Here is a 23,729-nt window from a genome sequence, read left to right on the forward strand (position 1 = left end):
GAAGACGCTATAAATGGAAAAGAGGTGGGATGATGAAAAATTGGACGAAAAAATTTCGAAAAAACACGGGGCTTAGTCCTTATGTTTGGGTCGTTTTTTACATCCTGCCCTTTTATTTCATTTTACAAGATTCCTCCACGTTGGAAACGATGATTGGTATTGTGATGACCATTGTTTTTTTCCTATGTTATGTCTTATCGTTTGCTTCTCATGGATGGCTTGTTTATTTGGGAGCCAGCATGCAAATTGCCATTTCAACTGCCATGAGTTTGTTGTTCGGTTACATTTATTTTTTTCTCTTTCTAGCCTTTTTTATCGGCAACCTTAAAAATAGAGTTGCCTTTTTTACGTTATACATTATTTTACTCATTACAACCTTCGGAACGAGTTACTATGGATTCCTTATGCATAGTGTTTTTATTACACAGCTTCCGTTCGTCTTTTTAAGCATTATTGCTGTTATCCTTCTACCGGTTAATACGTATAACAAAAACAAAGAGGAACAGCTTCAAGGACAACTTAATGATGCCAATAAACGTATCGCAGAGTTAGTGAAATTAGAGGAGCGGCAACGTATATCGCGAGACCTTCATGATACCTTGGGACAGAAGCTTTCTCTGATTGGTTTAAAAAGTGATTTAGCGGCAAAATTAGTTGAAAAAAATCCCTCAAAAGCACAGCTTGAGATTAAAGATGTTCAGCAGACAGCTAGGATCGCCTTAAAAGAAGTGCGAGAATTGGTTATGGAAATGCGAGGGACAAAACTAAATGATGAAATCAATCGGGTTGAACAAATATTGCAAGCAGCAACGATTAAATTTCATCTTGAAAAGCCAGACGAACTACCACGTATTCCACTAATCATTGAAAATGTTGTGAGCATGTGTTTAAAAGAAGCAGTCACGAACGTCGTTAAACACAGTCAAGCATCCAAGTGCGCTATCATAATAAAAGCTTTGAAAACAGAATTAACTATTACTATTTCTGATAATGGCATTGGGATAGGAAAATCTGAACGTAATAAAAATAGTGGCTTACAAGGGATGAAAGAAAGGCTGGAATTTGTGAACGGGCATTTGAAAATAGAGGATACTAACGGGACCAATGTCATTATTAATGTACCTGTAATAAGCAATCGAAAGAGGTGAATCAGTTGATTCGAATTATTATTGCCGAAGATCAGAAAATGTTACTCGGCGCTCTTGCTGCTTTGCTGGATTTAGAAGAGGATATGACGGTTGTTGGTAGTGCGAGTAATGGAAAAGATGCTATAGAGCTAGTTTATAAACATCAACCAGATGTATGCATTATGGATATTGAAATGCCAATAAAAACAGGACTGGATGCTGCCGAAGAGCTGAAATTGAAAGATATAGCGTGTAAAGTCATCATTTTAACAACTTTTGCCCGAACAGGTTATTTTCAGCGTGCAGTAAAGGCGGGAGTCGATGGCTACATGTTAAAAGATAGCCCGAGTGAAGAGCTTGTGAATGCGATCAGGAGCGTCATGTCAGGAAGACGCATTTATGCACCAGAACTAGTGGACGAATTTTATAGTACGCCGAATCCTCTTACTGAACGTGAAAACGATGTACTTCGGTTAATGGCTGACGGAAAAAGTACAAAAGAAATTGCAGATTTACTACATTTAACAAATGGTACAATTCGAAACTATATCTCTTCCATTCTTGAGAAACTTGAAGTCAGTAATCGTATTGAAGCGATTACGCGCTTTAAAGAAAAAGGTTGGTTTAAATGATTCTGTCATAACAAATGTTGATATGTTCACTAGACATTTACTCGCATCTAGGCAAAGGTATTACTGGATATAATCTTGTGATGTCTTTCTCGTCCTCAGGAATTTTATGTTGAAAAAGCAGCGACATCACGATAGAAACGGTCAGCCAGTATCGGATTCAAGTCATTTTTTTTGAATTATCGAGCGCATAAATAATCACATCATAACGCAGTTTAATTGTATTTAATGGTAAGTGTAATGGTGAAATACTTGTAATGTTCTGGAAAGAATGTATTATAAAATAAAAAAGCTCCGCCATTGGCGAAGCTTTACACGCTATTTTAAAATAAACCGATGGAGCTTAAGAAAATAATTAAGATGGCGATTGGCGCAATCGTTCGTAAAATAAATATCCACGTATGTCCAATCCATGTATCTCCAAAATCTGATGCTTCCATAGCCTCTGCTTTGTTCCAGCCTATCCCCACGAATAACGCAATAAGCAAGCCACCTAGCGGCAAGAAAATGTTAGATGCAATAAAGCTCATGGAGTCTAAAATATCTCGACCGCCAATTAACGTCACATGGTCTAGCGCTCCATATCCGAGTGAGGAAGGAATACCAATTAAGAAAATGATTCCTCCAATGATGACAGCGGCTTTTTTTCTAGACCAGTTGAACTTTCTCATAAAATAAGCGACGGCTACTTCCAGCAATGAAACCCCAGAAGAGATGGCAGCTGCTGTAAGTAGGAAGAAGAACAATGTACCAAACACAACCCCTAAGCTCAAGCTATTGAAGATATCAGGAAGTGTAATGAACACGAGTCCAGGACCTGAATTTGGCGCATTTCCAAATGCAAATACAGCAGGAAAAATCATTAAGCCTGCTAAAATGGCAAACAGGGTATCAAGTGTCACGACACTAACAGCAGCTCCTGGCAGCTTCTCTTTATTTGATAAATAACTTCCATACGTAATCAAAGCACCCATCCCGAGACTTAATGAGAAAAATGCTTGACCGAGAGCTGCTAAATAAACATTTGGATCTCTTAATGAACTCCAGTCTGGTGAAAATAAGAAAGACAACGCTTCTTGTGCACCGCCTAATGTTAAACTATAACCAGCTAAAAGAATGACGAGAATCGCTAGAAGTGGCATAAAAATTTTATTTGATTTCTCAATCCCTTTCTTAACACCGACGTACACAATGCCAATTGTTAATATCATAAAAATAGATTGCCAAATTAACGGTGAATAAGTACTCGTATGAAATTCAATGAAATAACTTTCTGAACCACCTTCACCACTAATAGCTGGCCCACCTAAAACGTACTGGAAGAAATAATGCAAAGCCCATCCGGCGACCACCCCGTAAAATGACAGGATGATGAAGGCGGATGCGACTCCTAAAAATCCAGTAACGAACCAAGGAGTTCCTGGTGCTAACGTTTCAAATGATCCGACAACATCACTTTTTGCTCGGCGACCAATTGTAAATTCAGCCATAAGAATAGGAATTCCAATAGCGATGATACATAAAATATAAAGAAGTAAAAATGTACCTCCACCACTTTCACCTGCTACATAAGCAAAGCGCCATATATTTCCCAGTCCGACGGCAGATCCCATGGCGGCAAGAATAAAGCCGAGTCTTGATCCCCACTGTTCGCGGCCTGTGTTTAAATCGTTCACGAATGTTTCCTCCTTTAAAACGTTGAAGTGTAAAAATAATAACTTAAATACTATAACATATTGTGCAACATATTTGTCAGTTAATTAAGATTTTTTACTATAAAGTTTGAGTGTAAGTCATCCAGGGATTATATACGTGCTTGGATTGTCAACGAGCGTATTTCATGAGAAAATTTCTTAATAGTTCAATTAGCAGAATATTATAAAATTTCTTTTGAGAAGTCAATTATAAATGAGGTGAGAGAATGGGGTTAACAGCACATAAAATCGTTCAATTACCTTTATTAAAAGAGGCTATAGTTTTAACGGGTACTCCTTATTTAAAGGAGACACCGATTGAGTGGATATCTGTGATAGAAATGCCTGTAGAAAACTTTGTAAGGGAAAATGAATGTGTATTAACAACTGGTATTGGTTGTCATGGAGACACGCTGTTGTTAAAACAGTTTGTGAAAGATGTCATTCAATCGGGAGCGTCTATGCTTGGAATTGCTACCGGACGTTACATATTTGATTTGCCTCAAGAGATCATCCAATTGGCAGAAGAGCATCAGTTTATAATTGTGGCGGTCCCTTGGGAAGTAAGGTTCGGTGATATTATGCATAAGGTTTTAGAAGAGATAAATCAAGATAAGAAAATAGAACGTCAACTGACTGAAGAAATTCGCCGGGAATTAATTAATGATGTTCTGCAAGATAAAGGGCTTCAAGAGATAGCGGAAGTCATTGTAAAGCATATTAATGTGCCAGTAGTCATTACAGATTATGCCCGTTACGTCCGTGCAGCCAAACCAGTCGAGACAGAAACACTTAAGAAATTTCAGCAAGACGACAAGGTCCCTTTGTCAGCTAATGAATCACCAAATGTCACCTATATTGAACATCCGTTGTACCCTCACATTGAAGGCTATTATGTCCATGGCGAGAAATGGTATCAAGTGTTAATTTCGACAAATCACCGAAAACAGGGATTTTTATGGTTTACATTACCTGACAATAAACCGTTATCGTGGTTCATGATGAACGTACTTGAACATGGGATAACCGCCTGTGCCCTCTATTTTTTAAAAGAGAATGCGATTGAAATGACTGAAATTAGACTCAAAGATAATTTTATTTTAAAGTTAGCGAAAGAGCAGAACAGTGACTTACGGGAGCTTATGTCTAAAGGGGAATTATTAGGTTATGATTTAAAATGCACTTATATTTGTATTGTCGGTGAAATTCGCCTTCGTGAAAAAACAGCCTCTTTTGCTAAATTTAAGCAAGATCGTCCGCCCACATCCTCTTTACAAAGCTTAAACTATTACATCCAAAAAGAAATTACACATGCAGCACGACTTATCGGGCGGAAGGCAATGGCCACATTTGATGAGGATGAGGTGATTATCTATTTACAAACCGATCATCACCTTCATACAGAAACAGCGAACGAATTTTTAGATACCATTGAGCGGAGGTTAAATGAGTTATTAACGGAAGTGGTATTAGTTTGGGGAATTGCGGCCCAAAAAAGCGAGCAAGGAGGGTTTCATGAAAGTTATAATGAAGCTAAAAACGCGCTTGAGTTAGGTAAAAAACAACATGGTGGGGGAGAGCGGACTTTTTTTAAAGATACTCGAATTAATAGAATTCTTCTAGCTGTGGCTGATCATAAAGATATCATTCATGTCGTCAAAGAAACGATTAAACCTCTTATTGAGTATGATGAAAAAAGGCAAACAGATTTAATCCACACCTTTATGACTTACAATAAACATAAAGGTAACGTCAGTCAAACGGCAAGAGAATTAAACCTTCATCGCCAATCGTTAATTTATCGACTAAGAAACATTGAATCATTAACCCAGCTTTCGCTCATTAATGGAGAAGATATCTTTTTGTTAGAGTTATGTATTCGGTTATGGCAATTACGAGTAACCTAATAGAAGTTGAATTTAAGCGTTTGTTTTGGAAATGAAAGTATAAAATAATAAGAGATCCCATTCATCTACCGGCTTATTATACGAGCTGGTTTCTTTGTGTGAGATAAATTGTTTAAAGGCGGCATTCAGATAAGTGCCGAGGATGAAGCAGGTATGTTAATAGAGGCGGATATATGAATGTGTATAAAAGGTCGCAAAGAAAGTTCATACACTTTGCACATGACATTATGTTAGCCATTTTAATATAGTAATAGTACGAAATATCTAAAAATTCTGCAATTTGAGAAAGGTGGATTGAATATGCTGCCGTTTGATTTAATTGAATATCAAAAGCGCCTTCATAAAACAAAATCCCAAATGGAGAAAAAGGGCATTGAGGTTCTGTTAATAACTGATCCGGCTAACATGAACTATTTAACAGGTTACGACGCCTGGTCGTTCTATGTACATCAAATGGTAGCCGTTATCATTGACGAACCTCAACCCATTTGGTTAGGCCGTTTTCAGGATGCTAACGGTGCGAAATTGAAAACATGGTTGTATGAAGAGAACATCATCGCCTATCCTGATTACTACGTCCACTCGGACAGCTATCATCCTATGGACTTTATGGCGAGAATATTAACTGAAATAGGTCAAGGGAATAGACGTATTGGGATAGAAATGGATCATTACTATTTTTCAGCGAAGGCGTTTGAACAACTGAGACTGGGACTTCCAAATGCAGAATTTATCTCAGCCGACTTATTGGTGAATGGTGTTCGGTTAATTAAGTCAGATAAAGAAATTGAGTATATGGAGAGAGCAGCTCGCCTTGCGGAACAGGCGATGTACCACGGTATTGAAACAATTAGAGCAGGTGTACGAGAATGTGAAGTAGCAGCTAAAATCTATTACTATATGATAGCTGGAACAGAGGAGTTTGGAGGCGATTACCCGGCAATAGTACCTTTATTACCATCTGGGAAAAACACAGGGATTCCTCATCTTACATGGACGGATAGAAAGTTGGACGAAGGGGATTCCATTGTCATAGAGCTGGCTGGTTGTTATCACCGGTATCATGCCCCGCTTGCAAGAACAGTTAGTATAGGGGCACCGCCTCCCGCCTTAGAGGAATTAGGACCGATCGTGACAGAAGGTGTTAATCGTGTACTTGATGCAGCAAAACCAGGCGTTACATGTGGCGAACTAGAGGAGGTATGGCGAAAAATCATTCGCAAATATGGCATCGAAAAAGAAGCCCGACTTGGCTACTCCGTTGGTCTAGGGTACCCGCCAGATTGGGGTGAACATACAGCTAGTATTCGGCGTCATGATAAGACAGTCCTTCAACCGAATATGACGTTTCATCTTATTCCAGCTCTCTGGTTTGATCATTATGGTCTAGAAATTAGTGAAACGTTCAAGGTATCAGAAAGTGGTTCTGAGACATTAACTCAATTTTCACGTGAATTAATTGTCAAGCATCCTTTTATGATACCTCATCAAGATGGTGAAATATCTTGAAACGAATAAATGATCAGATGATGTGAATCTGGTAACCTTCGAGGATAAAAAAGATTAATGAAGCCCGTTTTAAAACTTAGTAACTACTTTTACTAACCATACTAAGGAGGCGTTAATTATGAAGCAACCGAATATCGGAACACAATCTATCTGGGCAGGGGAAAATGACTATCTAGCATTTGGGGCTACACAAGTGCCAGTCGTTCACAGTGTCTCTTTTGGGTATGATGACATGGATGACTGGTATGACGTAGCTGTAGGACAAAAAGAGGGTCACATTTATGGGCGTAATACGAATCCCACTGTTCAGGCATTTGAAGAAAAAATTAAAATTCTTGAAGGTGCAGAATCAGCTACTTCCTTCTCCACAGGAATGGCCGCGATCAGTAATACATTAAGTACGTTCCTGTTTCCTGGAGATAGGATAGTATCCATTAAAGACACTTACGGTGGAACGAATAAAATTTTTACAGAGTTTTTACCTAAGCAGCAAGTGGAGGTCATGTTGTGTGAGACGGGAGACCATGAGGCTGTAGAAGCAGAGTTGGCAAAAGGCTGCCAGGTGCTGTACCTTGAAACACCGACAAATCCTACAGTGAAAATCACCGATATTAAACGGCTTGCTAAAGCGGGAAAAGAATCGGGAGCAATTGTTATTGTAGATAATACATTTGCAACACCAGTGAACCAACATCCTTTAGCATTAGGCGCTGACCTTGTGATCCACAGTGCAACGAAATTTTTAGGGGGGCATGCTGATGCGCTAGGGGGAGCATTATGCGGTTCTAAAGAATTAGTGGAAAAAGTGTATCACTATCGGGAAATCAATGGAGCGACACTTGATCCAATGGCGGCCTATTTGCTATTACGAGGTATGAAGACGTTGAAGTTACGAGTGGATAAGCAAAATGAGAATGCTATGGCTGTGGCACGCTTTTTACAAACCATTGACATGGTAAATGAGGTTTTTTATCCAGGGCTTGATTCACATTCAGGCCATGAGATAGCAAAGGAGCAAATGTCAGGATTTGGCGGGATGTTAAGCTTTTCCGTTCGTGGTGGTGTAGATACAGTGAGGCATTTATTGCCAAAACTAAAATATGCTAATCGTGCAGCCAATTTAGGCGCAGTAGAAACGATTGTGGGCCCAGCGAGGACGACGAGTCATGTTGAGTGTACACCAGAGGAGCGAGCTGCTATGGGAATACCAGAAGGTTTAATCCGTTATTCGGCAGGTATTGAAGACATTGAGGACCTTATTGCTGATTTACAGCAAGCGTTTGCTGCTTTACCGGCAGATGTTGTGATAAAAGCATAATGATGTTTAAGTAAGGCCATACGAACGGAGGTACTGATATGAAAATAGCATTCATTGGCTTTGGCGGTGTAGGGCAAGCTCTTGTGCAAATGATTGGCGATACGAAGAATACATTGTTAGAGGAAGTCGGAATGGAAATAGACATTGTAGCCGTATCAGATATGATGAAAGGGGCTGTCTATGACCCTAATGGGCTTGACGGAACGCTTCTTCTCGACACTATTGCACGTCATAAAGATCTGATGTATTACCCTGATACAGCTCATACTGTGAAAGGGATGGATAGTTTTGAAACAATTAAGCACTCGAATGCAGACATGATCGTTGAAGTCACTTACACGGATGTGGTGACAGGACAACCGGCAATCGATCATTGTCGACTTGCATTTGAAAATGGTAAAAGTGTTGTCACAACTAATAAAGGGCCAGTGGCTATGGCATATAAAGAGCTTAAAGCATTGGCGGAAAGAAACACCCTTTTCTGGGGATTTGAAGGGACCGTCATGAGTGGTACACCTGCATTAAGGCTTCCATTCACGACATTAACTGGAAATACGATAACAGAAATAAACGGTATTTTAAATGGTACGACCAACTATATGATCACTGAAATGGAGCGTGGGCTTAGTTATGAGGAAGCTTTAAAAACAGCTCAAGCGAGAGGCTATGCGGAAGCAGACCCAACGAGCGATGTGGCAGGTTATGATGCTCGTTACAAGGCGGTGATACTTGCGAATGTTATTTTAAAACATCACATAACAGCAGAAGAGGTAGAATGTACTGGAATTGAAGATATAACGGCATCTATGGTAAAAGAAGCGGTGTCTAATGATAAACGGTGGCGGTTAATCGCCACACTGAAACGGCATGAAACAGGAGTGGAAGCATCTGTAGGACCAAAATTACTTGATAAAGATCACCCATTAGCAACGATTACCGGTGCAACGAATGCGATTGTTTATAACTGTGATTTAGCTGGACCCATAATGCTTACAGGGGCAGGGGCAGGCTTAACCGAAACTGCCTATTCTTTACTCATTGACCTTATTAATGGATACAAATCAGTTTATCATCAAGCAAGTCAAAAGGTGGTGCATGAGCATGCAGATACAAGTTCGGACTGAAAAAATGCTTGTTGCAGGAAATTGGCTGGAAGCACGGACGATGTTCGATGTTATTAATCCACAAAACAATGAGGTGATAGCAAAAGTCCCTAAAGCAACAGAAAAAGATATGATGAGAGCCATTGAGAAATCTGAAGAGGCATTTCGTCATTTAGCTTCATGGCCTACACATGAACGTATAAAGGTACTGCAAAAAGCAGCTGATTATGTTGCGAACAATTTTGAGAATTTTGCTGAAACGATTGCTTTAGAAGGAAGTAAAACCATTAATGAAGCGAGGAGTGAGGTGACACGAACGATTCAAACATTAAACATAAGTGCGGAAGAAGTGAGACGATTAAAAGGTGAAACGTTGAATTTCGATCAGAGGGAAGGAAGTGAAAATAGAACAGGGTACTATTACCGATTTCCCATTGGTATTATTGCTGCCATCACCCCATTTAATGATCCTTTGAACCTCGTAGCGCATAAAGTGGGGCCAGCTTTAGCAGCAGGTAATCCGATTATTGTTAAACCTGCCTCAAACACACCACTAAGTGCTTTATTGCTAGCAAAAGCGTTAGATGAGGCAGGTGTTCCGAAAGGGTTTTTATCTGTTGTGACAGGGGCTGGGAGCGACATTGGAGATACTCTTATAACCCATCCATTTGTAAAAATGGTGTCCTTTACAGGCGGCTTTGAAGCAGGGGAAAAAATTGCCCACAAAGCGGGATTAAAAAAGGTTGCAATGGAGTTAGGATCTAATTCTCCCGTTATTGTTTTAAAGGATGCGTGTCTATCGGATGCTGTCATTTCCACTGTTTCAGGTGCGTTTTCAGCAGCAGGTCAAAATTGTTTAGGGGTTCAACGAATTTTCGTAGAGGAATCTGTTTATAAGCCATTTATTTCTGCATTTGTTGACCGAACAAAAGAATTAACTGTTGGTGATAAAATGTCTGAATGGACGGATGTAGGCCCATTAATTAATGAGAAAGAAGCTAAGCGAGTAGAAACATGGATCGAGGAAGCGGTTTTTGAAGGAGCAGTCATTGAGACAGGGGGTAGACGTGAGGGAGCATATATTCAACCAACAGTTCTTACACATGTTTCACCTCAGTCCACCATTTATCAGGAGGAAGTTTTCGGGCCTGTCGTTATGATTGAAGCGGTGGGACATCTGAAGGAGGCAATAAAAAAAGCGAATGATGTGAATTATGGCTTACAAGCAGGTATTTTCACAAAAAATATGGATCATGCTTTTTATGCTGTTCACCATCTTCAGTCTGGTGCCGTGATGGTTAATGATAGTAGTGATTATCGAATTGATGAGATGCCTTTTGGAGGTGTGAAAGGCTCGGGGCTAGGCAGGGAAGGTATACGGTATGCCATTCATGATATGACAGATCCAAAGGTAGTTTGCTTCAAGATTGATAGCATGTGGGGTGTGTCTTAACTGAATATGTTTTTTCTTTAAAATAAAAGCCTCTAACACCTGTTGTTCAACTCTAACGGCGTGTGGGAGGCTTTGACGTTTTATTAATGTATGTTAAAAATATAAACGTCTTTAGAAATGTAGTATACTTAAATTTATCCCACTCTTAAGGGGGAGTAAAACCCCACTGATTGAAGGTTCGTTTTATGTTTTTACAAGGCAAGTGTGACGTTTCCGGGTGAATGACGTCATTATATATTAGAGAAACTTCTTAATGGAAAAATCGATGTCTACTAGGTGTTAGACAGCTACAGCAATGCTGATTCTGACACCTTCTTTCATGCGCAAGAATATGATAAAATAATACACGGGAAAATAGGCCAAAAAACCATATGTAGAACGAATAAACACAAGGGTATTTAGCGTACATATAAGGATTGAAAAGAGACTTACTACAATGCGGATAAATAAATGAGGAGCGCCAATATGAAGATTGAGTTAACAGATGTCACATTAAATTATCATGTTTCTGGGGAAGGACAGGAAATTATCCTCTTACATGGATGGGGAGCAAACATTGCAGCGGTTGCACCTATCCATAAAAATCTTGAGCAACACTTTAAAGTATACAGTCTCGATCTGCCAGGGTTTGGTGAAAGTACTGAGCCCCCTTCACCATGGCGTGTTAAAGATTTTACTAATGCGCTGCGTGAATTCGTTGAGAAAATGGGAATTGAACACCCTATTCTTATGGGCCACTCCCACGGAGGCAGGATCGCTATCATGTATACCGCTACTTATGGGGATGTTAATAAAGTCATCCTTGTAGACAGCGCTGGCATAAAGCCGAAGCGTAAAGCAAGCTATTATGTAAAAGTTTACACATATAAAGCGGCGAAAAACATATTGAAGCTACCAGGTTTGAACAAGTATAGAGAGAAAATCTTATCTAATATGAAAGCTAAAGTAGGCTCTACTGATTATAAAAATGCCAGTGGTGTCATGCAACAAACACTTGTGCAAGTAGTCAATGAAGACTTGCAACATTTAATGCCAAAAATAACTGTTCCAACCTTGCTTATTTTTGGTGAAAACGACACTGCCACTCCTGTTTCTCACGGTAAGCGAATGGAAGAGCTTATACCGGATGCGGGTCTTGTTGTCTTAAAGAACGCAGGGCACTTTGCTTACCTTGATCAGTTACATCAATTTAATGTGATCGTAAATACATTCTTAGAAAAGGACCGAAGGAGCTCGTAATATGACTATTAAAATTATTTTTTTTACACTACTATTAATTACATGGATATTGCCTGTCGTTTTAAAAACAAAGCGAAGTGTTCATATGCTTCAGCTAAACTCATACCGAAATGAAAGGTATGGAAAATGGATTAGTCAAAATCGTCCGAAGGTCTTTCCTTCTTTAGAAGGATTATATATTGTCCCTATCGTTTTGGCACTATTAGTTGACTCTCCAGCCGTTGTATTAGGAAGTGGTGGGCTGATATTTTTAGGTATCTACCTTTATTTTAGAAACAGCCAGCAAACAGAAAAGAAAAAACTTGTTTATACGCAGCGTGTCCAGCGCTTGCTTGGAACGACTTATATTATGTATGGTCTAACAGCAGCAGGAGCGATTATAGCAGGTGCGTATCTCAATTTACTAACGGCACTTATCATTTTAATTTTGGCAGCAGTTTTACCTTACTACATTATCATGTTTGCGAATACGATTAACCGTCCTATTGAAGCGAGAATTAGTCAGGGCTTTGTGAATGATGCAAAACGATTGCTTAAAGCCTCTCCAGAGTTAAAAGTGATCGGAATTACTGGAAGCTTCGGTAAAACAAGTGTTAAACACTTTGTTCATGCGGTTTTATCCTCTAAATATAATGTCTTAATGACGCCTGAAAGCTATAACACAAAGCTTGGCGTTACTAGAACGATAAACGAACAGCTAAAACCATATCATGACATTTTTATTGCAGAAATGGGAGCTAAGCAAGTAGGAGATATTAAAGAAATATGTGACATAGTAGATCACCAATATGGCATTTTAACAGCGGTTGGTGAGCAGCACTTGGACACATTTAAAACACTTGATAATATTAAGAAAACGAAACATGAAATCGTTGAAACATTGCCAGAAGACAGTGGTGTAGCTATCTTGAACAAAGATGATAAAAATATTATGTCCTATACACCGCAAAACCCTTGTCGTAAAGTTTATTATGGCGTAGAGCGAGAAGATGTGGATCTCCATGCGAGTAACATTGCCTTCAGTTCAAAAGGGATGACGTTTACCGTTACGACGGCTAGTGGGGAAACAGAAAGATTTCTGACACGGTTATTAGGTAAACATAATGTCTATAACATTCTTGCGGCACTTGCTATCGGTTTAGAAATGGGGCTAAAGTTAAAGGACATGGCACGTGCAGTTAAACAAATGGACCCTGTCCCTCATCGATTAGAATTAAAACGATCCACCGGAAATATTACGATCATTGATGACAGTTTTAACTCCAATCCTGTGGGCTCCAAAATGGCAGTAGATGTTCTTGGACGTATGGAGGGCTATCGTATGCTTATTACGCCCGGGATGATTGAACTAGGTGATAAAGAATTTGACATTAACAAAGAATGGGCTCGTTACTCAGCAGATAAATGTGATTTTATTATACTCGTTGGTAAAAAACAGACGTTGCCACTTCAAGAAGGATTAAAAGAGGCCGGCTATCCTGAAAATCAATTTTACGTAGCGAGTGATCTACAGGACGCTCTTCGGAAAATGCACGAAGTGGCCCAAGCAAATACAGTCGTTCTGCTGGAAAATGATTTACCTGATACATTTAATGAGTAAATGAAGATAGAGATAGAAAAGGATGGTTTAAATCATGAAAACAAGAGTAGCAGTTATTTTTGGTGGCGTCTCAGTCGAGCATGAAGTATCGGTTATTTCTGCACTTCAAGCTATTCAGAATATGAATAAAGATAAGTATGACATCATTCCCCTATACATTTCGAAAGAACGAGTATGGTATACAGGTGAAGAATTATTAGATATTGAAAACTATAAAAATGTAACGTCGTTATTACAAAAAGCACAAAAAGTAGTGTTAACACGTGACGATGAGGGGCGTGTCGTCGTGCAAAAAGAACCACGTCCTCGCTTTGGGAAAAGTACTCTGCACGAGGTAGATGTGGCGTTTCCGATTATTCATGGGACATTTGGAGAAGATGGCGTGCTTCAAGGATACTTAGAATTATTAAATCTTCCGTACGTAGGCTGCGATGTCTTATCTTCTAGCACCGGGATGGATAAAGTCATTATGAAAAATGTTTATCGTGATTCTGGATTGCCAATTCTTGATTATCTATGGTTCTATAGTACGCAATGGGCTGATGACCCGATGGCTTGGACAGAAAAAGTAAAAGAGACGCTTGATTTCCCGGTTATTGTAAAGCCTGCTAACCTCGGTTCGAGCGTGGGAATAAGTAAAGCAGAGAATAGTGAAGAACTTGAAGAGGCGGTCGATTTAGCAAGTAAGTTTGCCACGAAAATTGTCGTGGAAAAAATGGTGCAAAACATGACTGAAGTTAATTGCTCTGTTGTTGGGGACTATGAACACGTGGAAGCATCGGTCTGTGAACAAGTGCTAGGTAGTGATGAATTCCTCTCTTATGAAGATAAATATGCAGGCAGCGGTTCAAAAGACAGTGGCGCAAGTAAAGGAATGGAAGCGACAAACCGCATTATTCCCGCAGAGATTGGTGATGACAAAACGAAGGAAGTGCAGGAACTTGCTAAAAAGTCATTTCAGCTTCTTGGATGTAGTGGTGTATCACGTATTGATTTCATGATAGATAAAGACACGGATAATGTCTATATTAATGAAATCAATACAATTCCAGGTTCACTTTCTTTTTATTTGTGGGAACCAGCAGGAAAACCTTATAAACAGCTGCTGGATGAACTTATCCAACTAGCTTTAAAACGTGAACGTGACCGTAGTCGATTAATGTTTTCCATTGATTCAAATCTCTTTTCATTACAAAAGGGCGGAGGCTCTAAAGGTTCTAAAACAAAATAATAATCTTATCAAACCCACTTCGGTGGGTTTTTTCAATGTTCATAAGAAAGAGTGAAGATGTATCATTCTTGAAATGACTTGTTAACTTTATCACAGATAGCTGTCCGTAAAATTCCTGTTACAAAATAGAGTGGAAAGCTCAGTCTATTTAGGCGGGAGATAATGGACGCTAATGTCATAATTCACGTAACTATCATTCAGTGGAGAAGGACGAAAACGCCCGCTGCTTGAAGGTTCGTTATATGCTAAGTAGGGTAAATATGAGAAAAAGGAGGAAGATGTTCATGAAACAAAAAGAGATGCGACTATCATTAGCAAGTTTGTTACTTGTTTTAAGTGGGATGTTATTAACAGCATGTCAGACGAATGGACAATCGGGGAGTAATGAAAGTGACACTGCTGAAAGAGACACGCAGAGTGTTAGAAACAATGACATAACTGATACGCATGAAGCTAACAATGAGCATCATGATAAAGATGAAAGAGATGCCATGCCTTTAAAGGAAGTGACACCTGATGAGTGGCAAGTGGAGGTATTAGCAGAGAACCTCAATATCCCATGGGCGCTTAATGTTCATGAGGACGTTATTTTTATGACTGATCGTGAAGGGCATATTATCGAAATTGAAAATGGGGAAACGAGCCAAAGTGAATTGCAGACGTCAACGCCAGTGGCTCATATAGGTGAAGGGGGACTTCTCGGATTTGTATTAGCAGAGGACTTTTTTGATACAGGGGAAGCCTATGCTTATTATACTTATCAAACAGATGAGGGGCATTTTGAAAATAGGATCGTCCGTGTTGAACAGCAACATAATAATGGATGGTCTGAAACAGAAATTTTATTAGATAATATTCCAGGTGCTGAGATTCATAATGGTGGGCGGTTAGCGGTCGGACCAGATGGTATGCTTTATGCGACAATAGGTGATGCTGATATTCCAGATGCGGCACAGGATGAGTCGAATCTAGCCGGAACTATTTTAAGAATGACACCTGAAGGAGATATTCCTGAGGATAATCCCATAGAGGGTTCTTACGTTTATAGTTATGGGCACCGGAATCCACAAGGGCTTGCTTGGCGGAATAATGGTGAGATGTATAGCTCCGAACATGGCGCAGTAGGACATGATGAAATAAATATCATTGAATCAGGTCATAATTATGGTTGGCCAGTTATTGAAGGGGATGAAACAGAAGAAGGAATGGAAGAACCCCTGATCCATTCTGGGGAAGATACTTGGGCACCATCAGGAGTGACTTTTTGGGAGGAGCAACTTCTTGTGACAGGATTACGTGGTGAAGCACTTTATTTATTTGATGAAGAGGGGGAAGAAATGATAGACATATTTAGTGGCGAAGGTAGATTAAGAGATGTAACCTATGATGGGGATGCTCTGTATGTCATTACGAATAATAGAGATGGTAGAGGCCAACCGAAAGAGAATGATGATCGTCTCTTAAAACTGACGTTAAATCAATAGACGAGTTTTAACTATAAATGTTCCTCTTTTTTTTCCTCAAAATAAGAGATGATGTGAAATAGCTTGCTTTATTTTGAAAGGAGCTTATGAACCTGCCCAGTCAGTTATTTAATAGATGGCATGACTTATAAATAAAAAGAGGGATTTCCTAAAATTTAAAGACTGCTTTCATAAAGCGTCATGTTTTACAAACGTTAAGCAGGGTATTCTAATTTAAATAAGACGGCTAAATAAAAGGTGATACTACAATACTGACCGTTACTATTTTAGTATAGGCGAGGAGATCATAATGATAGAGTTAATTTTTGATTTGCTTCGGCAGCTAGGCTGGATAGGATTAGTCATAGGAGTTGCCATAGAAGCACTCTCAATCCCATTCCCTGCGGCTATTTTCGTCCTTGTGTATGGCTATTTACTAAATCCTACTTGGCTTGACATTTTACTATATTCCGTTTGGACCTCGCTTATTTATGTGACGGTGAGTTTTATTCCTTATGTCATTAGTATTCGTTATGAATCCGTTGTGAGGGAGAAAATGCCAAAACAAAAAATGGCGTTTGCTCAAAAGTGGGTTGATAAGTATGGGGATTGGATGATTGCAGTCGGACGTTTTATTGGAATGGGGTATATTACGTATATAGCTGGTTTCAGCCACATGACTAAATGGAAATTTGCTTCCTTAACGTTTATTGGTTTCTATCCGTTATCTATCATCATGTTTTATTTAGGAACACTTGGGAATATCGAAGCCATGATCACACGCTTTCAACAAGCACAATGGCTAATATTAATAGTCTTAGGGATCTTGTTAATCTTATACATTATTTTCCGAATACAACGCCGAAAGAAATTTAAAGAAAACTCTCCGATTGGCAAGCCCAAAAGGCGAAGACAGAGGGGTAGTTGCCCTTAGGCGGATAGAGAAAATGTAGGAAACATCTATCCGCTAAAGAAAACTCTCCGATTGGCAAGCCCAAAAGGCGAAGACAGAAGGGTAGTTGCCCTTAGACGAATATAGAAAATATAACGAACTCAATGACTAACTACTTGTATAAGTATGAGACCTTAGGCTATTATGTGTTAATGTTAGCTTAGATAGTAAAAATATAGTAAAATGATCAGAGAAGATAGAATTAAAGTCCCTTTCAAGGATAATGTTAATTAAGAAAAATCACTGTATGTTTTATTAAGAAAGGTGGTACTGGCAAGTGGAATATTCCAAAGATATGAAAAACCGTTTAAGACGCCTTGAAGGTCAAATACGTGGTGTTTTACGCATGATGGAAGAAGAGAAAGATTGTAAAGAAATCATTACGCAAATGAGTGCAGTAAGAACGGCTCTTGATCGAGCAACAGCATATGTAGTAGCAAGAAATTTAGAATCGTGTCTCCGAAATGAATCAGAAAATGAAGAAGTTCGTGAGGAAATGATTGAGGAAGCAATTAAAATGCTTGTCAAAAGCAGATAAGAATAAATAAAATGATGTGCCGGAAAGCCAGATAAGGCTTTCTTTTCTTTTATCTTGATGATTGCTTTTTACCGATTATGATTAAAAATGATTGATGTTAAAAATAAATAAAAAAAATTTGACTAATTTTGATTGATTTTGATCGGTTTTGATTGTATAATGACATTAATAAGTGAAAAGGTGTGACTACCATGTTAACTTATGAACGACATGAAGCCATTTTACAACTGCTAGAGAAACAAAAGATCGCTAAGCTTGCGGAATTAGTTAATGAGACAGGTGCTTCTGAGTCAACGATACGCAGAGACTTAACGATCCTAGAGAATGAGAAAAAAATAAAGCGTATTCATGGTGGGGCTTCACTGCTAAAAAGAAAAGTAGAAGAACCGTCCATGATAGAAAAACAGCAACAATTCACTGTAGAGAAACAACAAATGGGTGAAAAGGCTGCTGGATTTATAAAGGATGGAGACAGCTTATTTATTGATGCTGGGACATCTACACAGGCAATTCTTCCTTACATTAAGGCAAAAGATGTCGTCATTGTAACGAATGGCCTCAATATTATTGAGGAAGCCATTAATCTTAATTTTCGTACGTACGTGCTTGGGGGATATGTCAAATCAGGTACCCATGCTTTTGTTGGTAAAGGAGCTGTAGAAGCCATCCAACAATTTCAATTTGACAAAGCTTTCATCGGAACAAACGGTGTCGACTTAAATTTTGGTTATTCCACGCCGGACCCGGAAGAAGCGCAAATTAAACATTTAGCAATTAAACAATCTAACCATTCATTTGTTTTAGCAGATTCATCAAAATTCGGTGATGTCACGTTCGCAAAATTTGCAGACTTAAATGAAGCCGTTCTCATTACGACGGAAGGCGATGATGATGAATTTTTTAAAAAGCTCAAACAAATAGTGACACTTGAGGTGGTGAAGGACGATGATATATACAGTAACCATTAATCCATCTATTGATTATTTAGTGAATGTAGACAATTTTCAATTAGGTGAAACAAACCGTGTAGCAACTCAGAACATGGTGCCAGGAGGAAAAGGAATTAACGTTTCAAAAGTCTTAAAAAATTTCGGCATGGCGTCCGTAGCTTTAGGATTTACAGCAGGATTTACCGGTCAGTATCTTAAGCAGGAACTGATAAAAGATGGTGTTGATTGCCAGTTTATTGATACACCGGGCCATACACGAATTAATGTAAAACTAAAAACAGACACAGCGACAGAAACAGAAATTAATGGCGTCGCTCCAGATATTAAACAAGAGCATATTGATCAACTATTTCAACAACTTGATAAACTGCAAAAAGGCGATCTACTTGTCTTGTCTGGAAGTCTACCAACTGTATTAGAAGCCGATCTCTATATGCAACTTATTGATCATGCTAAAAAGAAACAGGCGCACGTCCTCGCTGACACGAGCGGTGAACCGCTGAGACATGTTTTGAAAGCGTCACCGTTTCTGATTAAACCGAATGAGAAAGAATTGCAGTATTTATATGAAGGACAAATTACTGATCTTGATTCAGCTATCGAATTTGCTCAAAAAGCGATTGAAGATGGTGCCGAGCATGTGCTAGTCTCTATGGCTGATAAAGGTGCTGCATTAGTTTCACAATCTCAGGTATATACCGCTACTGTCCCAAAAGGTACTGTCAAAAACTCTGTTGGTGCAGGGGATTCTATGGTAGCCGGTTTTATATATGCTTACTCCCAGTCACGCGATTTACAGGAAGCTTTTCGCTTTAGTGTTGCGGCTGGAAGCGCTACAGCTTTCTCCGATGGTATGTGTACCGAAGAGAAAGTCAAGTCATTATTATCTCATATTTCTATTAAAACAAGAAAGAAAGGGTGATTACGATGAGAATTACTGAATTATTAACGAAAGAGACTATTTTACTAGATTTAACCTCAACATCTAAAGACGCTGTCATTGATGAATTGGCGGAAAAACTAGACGCTGCTGGGAAGTTAAGTGATAAAAAACTTTTCATAAAAGAGATTCATAATCGTGAAAGTCAAAGCTCAACAGGAATAGGCGATGGCGTGGCTATTCCTCATGCCAAAACGAAAGCAGTAAAAGATCCAGCTATCGTATTTGGTCGCTCAAAAGAAGGTATTGATTATGAAGCACTAGATGGTGAAAAAAGCCATTTATTCTTTATGATTGCGGCGAGCGAAGGTGCAAATGAAGTCCATCTTCAAGCGCTTTCTCGCCTTTCCACATTGCTCATGGATGATGAATTTCGCAGTACATTAATGGAAGCGCGTTCAAATTCGGATGTTCTAGCTGCAGTGAACAAGAAAGAAAAAGAAAAACTGGATTCGACAGAAAAAGAAACAGCAACTGCACCAAGCGCAAACCGTCCTTATTTTGTAGCAGTGACAGGGTGCCCAACAGGTATTGCCCATACGTATATGGCAGCTGATGGGCTAAAAGATAAAGCCAAAGAGCTAGGTTATGATATTAAAGTTGAAACAAATGGATCTGATGGCGTCAGAAATAAACTAACTGCTCAAGATATTGAACGGGCTGATGCTGTCATTATCGCAGCGGATACTGAAGTAGAAAAAGCACGATTCTCAGGGAAAAAGCTTATTAGTGCACCAGTAACGGCAGGCATTCGCCGTCCAGCTGAATTATTGAAACAAGCGGCTGCAGGTGATGCTAAAGTTTATCAAGCAGATAGTAAAGAATCAGGAAGTTCTAGTGAAGAAGATAAGCGTCCAGCTTTTTATCGTCACTTAATGAATGGGGTTTCAAACATGCTCCCATTCGTTGTCGGGGGCGGGATTCTCATTGCCTTATCGTTCTTCTTTGAAGATCAAGTAGAAGGCGTAAGGACGCCGTTTGGCGACATCTTGATGGAAATTGGTGGCGCGAATGCCTTTTCTCTTATGGTACCAGTGTTAGCTGCATTTATAGCTCGAAGTATCGCTGATCGGCCTGGGTTTGCTGCTGGTATGGTCGGGGGACTGATGGCTAGTAATGGAGACGCCGGTTTCTTAGGTGGTATTATCGCTGGTTTCTTAGCTGGATATTTAGTTGTAGCTCTCAGAAAAGCATTCGCTTTCGTTCCACAGTCGTTAGATGGCATTAAAACGATTCTGTTATTACCGTTATTTGGTATTTTCTCTACTGGTCTTATCATGTATTTCATCGTGACCCCTTTAGCTGATGTCCAAGGAGGACTCGTTAACTGGCTTGAAGGATTAGGCACAGGAAACATCGTATTATTAGGCATTTTGTTAGGGGCCATGATGGCGATCGACATGGGTGGTCCAATAAATAAAGCAGCATACACCTTTGGTATTGCCATGATTGCTGCTGGTAATTTAGAACCTCATGCGGCCATAATGGCAGGTGGTATGGTGCCACCGTTAGGTATTGCATTTGCAACGACGTTCTTTAAAAATAAATTTACGAAGCAAGAAAAGGAAGCTGGAAAAACAAACTATGTCCTCGGTGCCTCATTTATTACAGAAGGGGCGATTCCATTTGCTGCTTCTGATCCAGCACGAGTCATTCCAGCTATTGTTGCAGGTTCAGCGGTTGCTGGTGGTTTATCAATGTTATTCGGTAACGCGACAGAAGCACCACACGGCGGCGCTTTCGTCATATTACTTGTTAATAACTGGCCGATGTATATCGTTGCCATCTTAGCAGGAGCAGCCGTAACAGCTACGTTGCTTGGAATATTAAAGAAAAAAGTAGTTTAAATAAAGTATTTATCTCACTCTAAAGGGGGCAGTAAAACCTCCACCTCAAAACTTAAGAAAATCGAAAAAGTTTGGTTGGGGGATAAACTGCGCCTAAAGGTCCGATAAGTTAAACTAACAATCAGTGGGGGATGAAGGAAAACTCCCACTGATTGAGCTTAGCTTTATAAATGAAGTAAAGGGTATCCTTAAAAGTCCACTTTTAAGGATACCTTTTTTTATTCCAGATAAACGTCTGTAAAACTACCTACTCAAAATAGAGAGGTGACGGTTAGTCTAATTTCTCTAGCAGTGGAAAAAGCTCGCTCAACTCTTTAATCTCATAATTTGGCTGAATATGGCTCTTGTCTTTGTTGAAGCGATTAAGCCAAACTGACGTGATCCCAGTTTCATTAGCGCCAAGAATATCCGTGTTCAGATTATCTCCGACCATGAGAGTGTCGTTAGGAAGAACGTTCATAACCTTTAATGCGTAGTCAAAGATTTCTCTGTCAGGCTTGCCCTTACCAAATTCCCCCGAAATAATAATTTTATCAAAATAAGGGGCTAATTCAGGTGTAATAGTCAGCTTCGTATTTTGCAACTCTGGAGAACCATTGGTCAACATGAGTAGCTTATATTTTCCTTGTAACTTCTCTAAAACAGATAACGCATCATCGAACAAAAATGGTACCTTTTTTCTTTCTTCTGGGAACCGTTCACCTAATTCTTTGCCTAACAAAGGGTCATCTACCCCTAGTTTTTTTAAACCTTGTGTCCAAGCCTCTTGCCGATATGTTGGAACGATCTCTTTCATTTTGTTAAATTGAGGGCCTGGATCATTAAATTGTCCCCACAGTCCTTCAAAGGGATTAATCCCAATCATTTTAGTGAAGTTAAATGTGTCATAACGACTGTATAGCTCCTGGGCACTATTTCTGACTGCTTGCTCCAAGGCTTCTACATCTAAGTCATACTTTGAAGCAGCGTATTGACACGTTAATTCGAAGGCTTTTTTAACACTTTTTTCATCCCATAATAATGTATCGTCCAAGTCAAAAAAGATAGCTTTCATCTCAACTTCCTCCAGTCTTATGTACAGATGCCATTAATGAATAGGGTATAGAAAATCCTTCTCTCTGTAAATAGCTGATTAGTATGAAAATTAAAATCTTTTAGAGATCTTTTGTTAATACTTCGTTAAAAATCCCGAAAGCTCAATGCTTCGGGACTAGACAATCTTGATTATGAAGTTGGTTTTAGCGGTCGGCGCTGATTATCGAATGTAAACCCTTCACCTGATACTTCTTTTACATCATTGACTGAAAAGAAAGCGTAGGGGTCCACGTCATCAATTAAATTCTTTAATTGGACCAATTCATTTCGATGAATAACACAATATAGAATTTGACGTTCATCTGCAGTGAAGCTTCCTTTTCCAGTAAGCACGGTGGATCCTCGGCTCATACGCTCAATGATCACTTGGGATAACTCATCTGCTTTTGATGAAATAATCATGGCAGACTTAGCGGCACTGGCTCCTTCAATAATGAAATCAATCACTCTACTTGCAACGAATACTGCAACAAGTGTATACATGGCATGGAGTAAAGATAAATGAATAAGGGAGATGATAATGACAACTGCATCAAAACATAGCATAAATTTACCAATACTTATACCGAAGTATTTATTTGCCAACCTTGCCAGAATATCTACTCCCCCTGTTGTACCTCCTGCTCTAAAAATCATGCCTAAACCTGTACCGACAAATACGCCTGCAAAAATGGAAACGAGTATCATATCATCTTGCAGTGGGAGTTGTGTAACAGGGTATAATTCAAAAATTCTTAACGAAATGGATAATGAGAGAGTTCCAATTAGACTATAAACAAGCATTAATCGTCCAAATAATTTATAGCCGATTAAAAAAAGTGGGATATTAAGTAACAGGTTTGATAACGACGGCTCGATTTTAAAGAGGTAGTAGAGTAATAGAGTAATACCAGTAAAGCCCCCATGAGCAAGACCGTTTTGTAAATTAAAATGAATAATGCCAAAACCGAAAATCGTTGTCCCGATAAAAATGATGATAATTGGCCGTAATTTAACCCCTTGAAAAAGACGTGCCATCGTCATTCCCTCCTTTTGTTTTAGACCAAAGAAGTATAACATAGCAATGGCGACAGCCCAACAGACTTAAGATGAAAAGATTAAAGTCTTTATATTCAGAAAATAGAAAGTGTTAAT

Annotated in this window: 19 protein-coding genes; 16 read left to right on the forward strand and 3 right to left on the reverse strand. The window is 39.2% G+C overall.

The features are described from left to right. Positions 1-32 precede the first annotated feature (32 nt). Both BK581_RS17695 and BK581_RS17700 read left to right on the forward strand, forming a co-directional pair. Positions 33-1,148, forward strand: coding sequence for a sensor histidine kinase (locus BK581_RS17695; RefSeq protein ID WP_078579406.1), 1,116 nt, complete (start codon positions 33-35; stop codon positions 1,146-1,148). 5 nt (positions 1,149-1,153) lie between these two features. Next, positions 1,154-1,759, forward strand: a complete 606-nt coding sequence (locus BK581_RS17700; RefSeq protein ID WP_078579407.1) for a response regulator transcription factor — start codon at positions 1,154-1,156, stop codon at positions 1,757-1,759. Positions 1,760-2,079: 320 nt separating this feature from the next. Here BK581_RS17700 and BK581_RS17705 read toward each other — a convergent pair whose 3' ends face one another. Further along, entirely contained in the window at positions 2,080-3,432 is a 1,353-nt protein-coding gene (locus BK581_RS17705; RefSeq protein WP_078579408.1) for a sodium-dependent transporter, read from the reverse strand. Between the two features lie 245 nt (positions 3,433-3,677). On the opposite strand from BK581_RS17705, the gene BK581_RS17710 reads away from it, so the two are divergent. From BK581_RS17710 to BK581_RS17775, 14 genes are all read left to right on the forward strand, one after another. Continuing rightward, on the forward strand, positions 3,678-5,357 hold the full coding sequence (locus tag BK581_RS17710) for a PucR family transcriptional regulator (RefSeq protein ID WP_078579409.1): 1,680 nt from the start codon (positions 3,678-3,680) through the stop codon (positions 5,355-5,357). A 300-nt stretch (positions 5,358-5,657) separates the two neighbouring features. Further along, positions 5,658-6,866, forward strand: a complete 1,209-nt coding sequence (locus BK581_RS17715) for a M24 family metallopeptidase (protein WP_078579410.1) — start codon at positions 5,658-5,660, stop codon at positions 6,864-6,866. Between the two features lie 118 nt (positions 6,867-6,984). Beyond that, positions 6,985-8,184 carry a cystathionine gamma-synthase family protein gene (locus BK581_RS17720; RefSeq protein ID WP_078579411.1) on the forward strand — a complete coding sequence of 400 codons (1,200 nt, stop codon included), beginning with the start codon at positions 6,985-6,987 and terminating at the stop codon, positions 8,182-8,184. A 38-nt stretch (positions 8,185-8,222) separates the two neighbouring features. Next, on the forward strand, positions 8,223-9,308 hold the full coding sequence (locus tag BK581_RS17725; protein WP_078579412.1) for a homoserine dehydrogenase: 1,086 nt from the start codon (positions 8,223-8,225) through the stop codon (positions 9,306-9,308). After that, on the forward strand, positions 9,286-10,740 hold the full coding sequence (locus tag BK581_RS17730) for an aldehyde dehydrogenase family protein (RefSeq protein ID WP_078579413.1): 1,455 nt from the start codon (positions 9,286-9,288) through the stop codon (positions 10,738-10,740). The genes BK581_RS17725 and BK581_RS17730 overlap by 23 nt, the downstream gene beginning before the upstream one ends. Before the next feature lie 465 nt (positions 10,741-11,205). After that, on the forward strand, positions 11,206-11,979 hold the full coding sequence (locus BK581_RS17735; RefSeq protein WP_078579414.1) for an alpha/beta fold hydrolase: 774 nt from the start codon (positions 11,206-11,208) through the stop codon (positions 11,977-11,979). A gap of 1 nt (position 11,980) precedes the next feature. Continuing rightward, complete coding sequence (locus BK581_RS17740) at positions 11,981-13,579, forward strand: UDP-N-acetylmuramoyl-tripeptide--D-alanyl-D-alanine ligase (RefSeq protein ID WP_078579415.1); 1,599 nt, start codon at positions 11,981-11,983, stop codon at positions 13,577-13,579. A 34-nt stretch (positions 13,580-13,613) separates the two neighbouring features. Beyond that, complete coding sequence (locus BK581_RS17745) at positions 13,614-14,810, forward strand: D-alanine--D-alanine ligase family protein (RefSeq protein ID WP_078579416.1); 1,197 nt, start codon at positions 13,614-13,616, stop codon at positions 14,808-14,810. Between the two features lie 284 nt (positions 14,811-15,094). Next, complete coding sequence (locus BK581_RS17750) at positions 15,095-16,294, forward strand: PQQ-dependent sugar dehydrogenase (protein WP_245829141.1); 1,200 nt, start codon at positions 15,095-15,097, stop codon at positions 16,292-16,294. A 289-nt stretch (positions 16,295-16,583) separates the two neighbouring features. After that, complete coding sequence (locus BK581_RS17755; protein ID WP_078579417.1) at positions 16,584-17,207, forward strand: DedA family protein; 624 nt, start codon at positions 16,584-16,586, stop codon at positions 17,205-17,207. Positions 17,208-17,502: 295 nt separating this feature from the next. Further along, complete coding sequence (locus tag BK581_RS17760) at positions 17,503-17,763, forward strand: metal-sensitive transcriptional regulator (RefSeq protein ID WP_078579418.1); 261 nt, start codon at positions 17,503-17,505, stop codon at positions 17,761-17,763. A gap of 191 nt (positions 17,764-17,954) precedes the next feature. Continuing rightward, positions 17,955-18,731, forward strand: coding sequence for a DeoR/GlpR family DNA-binding transcription regulator (locus BK581_RS17765; RefSeq protein ID WP_078579419.1), 777 nt, complete (start codon positions 17,955-17,957; stop codon positions 18,729-18,731). Continuing rightward, a complete protein-coding gene (gene pfkB, locus BK581_RS17770; RefSeq protein WP_078579420.1) occupies positions 18,709-19,635 on the forward strand; it encodes a 1-phosphofructokinase in 927 nt (308 codons plus the stop codon). Before BK581_RS17765 ends, pfkB begins: the two co-directional genes overlap by 23 nt. A gap of 5 nt (positions 19,636-19,640) precedes the next feature. Further along, on the forward strand, positions 19,641-21,500 hold the full coding sequence (locus tag BK581_RS17775) for a PTS fructose transporter subunit IIABC (RefSeq protein WP_078579421.1): 1,860 nt from the start codon (positions 19,641-19,643) through the stop codon (positions 21,498-21,500). Between the two features lie 271 nt (positions 21,501-21,771). On the opposite strand, the gene BK581_RS17780 is transcribed toward BK581_RS17775, so the two are convergent. Then, positions 21,772-22,554, reverse strand: coding sequence for an HAD family hydrolase (locus BK581_RS17780; protein ID WP_078579422.1), 783 nt, complete (start codon positions 22,552-22,554; stop codon positions 21,772-21,774). A gap of 170 nt (positions 22,555-22,724) precedes the next feature. Next, on the reverse strand, positions 22,725-23,612 hold the full coding sequence (locus tag BK581_RS17785; protein ID WP_078579423.1) for a YitT family protein: 888 nt from the start codon (positions 23,610-23,612) through the stop codon (positions 22,725-22,727). Positions 23,613-23,729: the final 117 nt, after the last annotated feature.

This window comes from Salipaludibacillus agaradhaerens (assembly GCF_002019735.1).
Lineage (GTDB): Bacteria > Bacillota > Bacilli > Bacillales > Salisediminibacteriaceae > Salipaludibacillus > Salipaludibacillus agaradhaerens.